We start from the raw sequence: 4,444 nt of genomic DNA, 5'->3' as shown, positions 1-4,444 counted from the left end.
TTCTAATGTAATTGAAATCTTCATTTAACATTCTCCTTTATCAAATAAATTCAACATTTTATTTTATTTTATTTCACTTCTTGCTGCTTACTGTCAATATGTTTCATCATCTCCTCCTTTCTGCTATATCGAATCAATCTAATCTTAATCAAATTGATGATAGAAATAGTCAAACTTATCTTCTTTTTTAGCCTGTGAATGGTAGTAGTTTGCCCAATAGTTCATTGCATGAGTAATCGCTTTTTCATTAAAAGGTATATGCACTACCTTTTTTCCTTTCAAAGGTGTCGGACATAAATTATCATCAATTCTGTTTTTCTTGTTTATATTTACAGCAATAATTGGTATATCTAATTTTAGAGCCTGTTCGATTTCCCAGCCAACGAACTATGATGATTTTTAGTCCTTTCGCCTATTAAAACAACCATTAATTTTGTATTATTTAATCTTTCTCTAAGTTTTCTTTTTATAGCATCTTCTCCACTAAAGTGCATTATTATATTAAGTTCATGTGCATTAAAGAAATTGAAATCAAATTTATCGTTTTTATCCCACATTTTTAATGTGTTATAATAATTTTTGTCGCTATCATACTCAACACATACATATACTTTATTTCTATAAGCCATATTTTTTCAACTCCTATTCTTGTTTTGCTTTTGGTAGTGAGCTGGTAAGTAGTAATGTTAAAAATAAAAACACATTTATTGTTTGTGATAATGCAACAATCTTGGAAATATCCGATTCTTTTTTTAAGTAGCCCATATCCATATTGAAAGCATTTCCAATTGCGCTTATAATTGAAGCTGCTATTCTACTACTTTCTTTGTTAATCAAAGAGAAATGCTCAGGTGTCATTATTAAGTAAAAATAGCTATAACAAAGCATCATAAATATAAATGATATAATAAAGCTAACAAATCTCCTTCTTGCCCTATGGATAGTTTGAAATCTTTCTAGTATTACGTCATCGCACCAAAGATGATAGTAGAAATAAGTAAATACATTTGAAATCAGCAAATACCAAACTGCTATTTGCACTACAATTGATGAAGTGTCTATGTAAATAATAATGACTATGAATAGAAATTTTAATAATATAAACAAGTCAATTGCAATATTGCGATTTCTTCTTATTTTTACTTTTTGTGTTACTTCAGATCTGTTCTTATAGTATTTGACTGTTATGAATTCAGTTATCTTTTTTATTAGCTCCACAACATTTAGGTAGTAAAGCACTTTTATAACTTTGTAAATAAATGGATAGATTAATCCATTGTCTATACTGGTTTCTCTTCTTCTTGGGCTACTATACATAACTCACCTCTTTTGTAATCGGAAAATCTCTCTTTGAATGGAATTTATCATTCCCCCTATGCTTTTTTGACACTCTTATTGTATTACAAAATATTACAAGATGCATCTGAATTTTCCATGTTCTATTTTAACCGATTTTAAATGTAACAATTTTATCTTTAGAACAACTTTCACATTGATGCGTTTCTCTTTTAAAGCCACTTTCCTTATCAAGTTTTCTAACAATAATATTTACCTGCTGTCTGGTTTAATATTGAGAGTTTCTGACATGCAATCATCACAGTATTTATTACCATTAGATATGAAGTCTGCTACTAGATCAGTATTTGTCATATCCATTTCAGCTCCTTCTTTAGTATGTGTGATCTTTGCCTAAAGTTTTAACAATGACTTATCAGTTTGCATCGTAATTCCTTCGCCTTCACCTTCCAAAACCACTACCTCAACCAACTTTTCATTTAATTCTTTCACAATCATCACCTTGTCACCAGCTCTGTATTTATACGCTTCTTCACCTCTACAGTAAATTATTCCATCTTTATTAAATTCTGATTTAATCATGTGATTCACTCCTTAATTTTTATTCTGATCGTATCATATTAACAAATAAAGTAAGATCTTTATTGGGTAATTTTCACATACTCGCCATTACTGTAGATGAATTTTCCTTCTTTCACAAATAGAGGGCTATCCCAAATTTCATCGTGATTTTTAATATCCTTAATGCTTGCCAGCGGATCAGAGCTTTTTGTCCAAGTTCCATAAATATAATCTCCTTTTTCATTTCGATGAACAAACACTTCTCTTGAGTCTTTAATGATTCTTTTCATTTTGTATCGCTCCCTTTTCTTCTTATAATTTATTGTATGCTTTCTTAACTTTATTATACCACCGTTAACTACGTTGTCAAACATTTTAATTATAATTTATTATCTTTTAGTTTTAATCAAATTATCCCTAACAATATTATTCCCACTATTATCCCTAACCACATTCACGCTACCTTCAATCAGCTTATTAACCCTTCCATCCATAACAGTCGGCATTGGATTAATACTCTTCCCACCTTGTCGCACTTCAAAATGTAAATGTGCGCCTGTCGATCGTCCAGTATTACCACTTTCAGCTATGATATCTCCCACTCTAACTTTATCACCTGCTGACACATTCCAATCGCTTAAATGACCATAAATGACTAATCGACCATCTGCTGTTCTAATTTGTACTGATTTGCCATATCCAACTTCTCCTGTATCACGTACCCTTTCTACTGTTCCATCGACTACAGACTTCAATGGTGTGCCTTCAGGAATCACAAAATCTACTCCTGTATGACCGTGTGGATGTATGTGAGAGACATTTCCGAATGCTGCTGATATATCCCACATTGAATATGCACTCGCTGGATCAGATAAATATGTGATTGTGACTGATAAGAGGGCTACCCCTAACAGTACAATTCTGATTAACTGTTTCCCATACATTTTATAAATGACTTTAATTCTGTGTTTCCAATTCATTTATTCATCTCCTCATTTGATTGCTATAATGAAATTCTTTATGACATTATATGAGGATTGAAATGAATGGTTACACTTTATGATTAATACTTATAATTTATTCATGTGATTAGTAAATGTTAGCTGCAACATACAGACACATGATGAATACTAATCCGTATGTACCGTAAAATGTGAATCTGTCTGACATTGTAATTTCTTCTGGATCATCTGATAAAAAGTAATAATCAAGTTTGGCGAATAATTTCATATCAAAATTCCTCCTCAATCAGATTATTAGTGACTGTAATATCCATATTTCGTAGCCACGTTTTCACGGTGCGTAACAATGACTTGCCCATTGTGATTGCTTCTTCCTTCTGACAAGTATCGAATGTATGTGTAACCTCATCAGAAATTAAAGCTCCATCATTGGCGAATAGTAAAACGACTAAATCATAATTGTCATCGTCTGAATAATGCTCTAAGCGTACCATTGCATTGAGATGAGTTTGATCCTTAAGATAATCAACCTGGCGTAATAATGACTGTTTGACTAATGATAACTCTTTGTATTCTGCCAATGCGAACAACTCCATTTCTGATTTAAGTATTATAATTTACTTATTTAGTATTTTTATTCTGACTTAATCTATGTACGTTCTGATCAGATATTTTACTCTACATTAGATATCCTACAAAGAGAGTGAACATCTTTTTATCTAATGCAGCTAAAACACCTGATGCCGTTTGTTTCTGCTTTTCTTATTAACATCTTACCATCTATTATATCCATTCGTCAAACATAAAATAACTAAATATTATAATTTATTTATAATAAGAAATCCTGTTGCCTACCTATGATTATACAGGAAGCTTACAGGATGTAAAGAATAATTTTTATTAAATTATAGTTTATTTATAAGACTAGTTGTTCTTCTTAAAACATTAAGCTAACATCTTCATTTTGGTTATCCAAGACAATCTGTGTTTTGTTCATTTTTACTGTCTCAACCAACTTATCGTATTCTGCATGGTTAACTAATTCAATAAAACGTATTTCTGCAATACTCCAAGGATCAGCAAATCCACTGTTGTTTTCCAGTTGCTTAATTCTGTTTGTTGCTATCTGCATGAATTTTTCTTCTTGTTTAGTTGGCTTTCTGAATTCTAATGATGCTTTAGTTTGAATGTAAATGAAATAGTCATCTTCATTAGGATAGATATTGTACCCCTGTTCATCTTCATAAGTTGAGAAAATTGTAATTGCTTCAGCTATTGCTTCACTATAGTCTTTCTTATTGAACATGTTTCTAACATCGAATGACTCATCTTTAGGAATGTGTTTTCTGAATTTGATATTCGCTACTGATTCCTCATACTTCAATGTTTGAATGGTTTTTTCATCTTGCTCAAATGGAATTACACGATAGGAATTGATGTCTTGTACTTTTTGTCTAACTTCTTCATCATTGATGTAATTTCCGATGTTTCTATATATAATTTGATTCTCTACAGCTTTATTAATTCTGCTTATGGCTGTTTTAGGTGTGCAATTTAATATTCTCGCCCATCTTGCATAGCTACAATCGAATGATCCTTTGTGATGCCACTTAGCTACATTATTA

At 31.1% G+C, this 4,444-nt stretch carries 8 protein-coding genes; all 8 read right to left on the bottom strand.

Annotated elements, in window-relative coordinates; genetic code table 11:
- Positions 1–356: 356 nt before the first annotated feature.
- Positions 357–629, bottom strand: coding sequence for a TIR domain-containing protein (locus AC1DSL_RS16090; RefSeq protein WP_477532962.1), 273 nt, complete (start codon positions 627–629; stop codon positions 357–359).
- 13 nt (positions 630–642) lie between these two features.
- Complete coding sequence (locus AC1DSL_RS16085) at positions 643–1,317, bottom strand: hypothetical protein (RefSeq protein WP_477532961.1); 675 nt, start codon at positions 1,315–1,317, stop codon at positions 643–645.
- Positions 1,318–1,689: 372 nt separating this feature from the next.
- Positions 1,690–1,878, bottom strand: a complete 189-nt coding sequence (locus tag AC1DSL_RS16080; protein ID WP_477532960.1) for a hypothetical protein — start codon at positions 1,876–1,878, stop codon at positions 1,690–1,692.
- 59 nt (positions 1,879–1,937) lie between these two features.
- Positions 1,938–2,147, bottom strand: coding sequence for a hypothetical protein (locus tag AC1DSL_RS16075; RefSeq protein WP_477532959.1), 210 nt, complete (start codon positions 2,145–2,147; stop codon positions 1,938–1,940).
- A gap of 99 nt (positions 2,148–2,246) precedes the next feature.
- Positions 2,247–2,837 carry a M23 family metallopeptidase gene (locus AC1DSL_RS16070; RefSeq protein ID WP_477532958.1) on the bottom strand — a complete coding sequence of 197 codons (591 nt, stop codon included), beginning with the start codon at positions 2,835–2,837 and terminating at the stop codon, positions 2,247–2,249.
- A 109-nt stretch (positions 2,838–2,946) separates the two neighbouring features.
- Positions 2,947–3,087, bottom strand: a complete 141-nt coding sequence (locus tag AC1DSL_RS16065; protein ID WP_477532957.1) for a hypothetical protein — start codon at positions 3,085–3,087, stop codon at positions 2,947–2,949.
- Between the two features lies 1 nt (position 3,088).
- Positions 3,089–3,400 (bottom strand): hypothetical protein, encoded by a 312-nt coding sequence (locus AC1DSL_RS16060; protein WP_477532956.1) that lies wholly within the window; start codon positions 3,398–3,400, stop codon positions 3,089–3,091.
- 356 nt (positions 3,401–3,756) lie between these two features.
- On the bottom strand, positions 3,757–4,444 hold a 688-nt coding region (locus AC1DSL_RS16055; RefSeq protein WP_477532955.1), incomplete at its 5' end, for a hypothetical protein.

Source organism: Paenisporosarcina sp. P4_D4 (assembly GCF_056401835.1).
Note: the sequence above shows the minus strand (reverse complement) of the source record. Positions and strands in the feature narration are given on the sequence as shown.

Coding starts and splice junctions, on each gene's coding strand:
- AC1DSL_RS16070 (WP_477532958.1), bottom strand. CDS start 2,837: ATGAATTGGAAACACAGAATTAAAGTCATTTATAAAATGTATGGGAAA.
- AC1DSL_RS16075 (WP_477532959.1), bottom strand. CDS start 2,147: ATGAAAAGAATCATTAAAGACTCAAGAGAAGTGTTTGTTCATCGAAAT.
- AC1DSL_RS16080 (WP_477532960.1), bottom strand. CDS start 1,878: ATGATTAAATCAGAATTTAATAAAGATGGAATAATTTACTGTAGAGGT.
- AC1DSL_RS16090 (WP_477532962.1), bottom strand. CDS start 629: ATGGCTTATAGAAATAAAGTATATGTATGTGTTGAGTATGATAGCGAC.
- AC1DSL_RS16085 (WP_477532961.1), bottom strand. CDS start 1,317: ATGTATAGTAGCCCAAGAAGAAGAGAAACCAGTATAGACAATGGATTA.
- AC1DSL_RS16065 (WP_477532957.1), bottom strand. CDS start 3,087: ATGAAATTATTCGCCAAACTTGATTATTACTTTTTATCAGATGATCCA.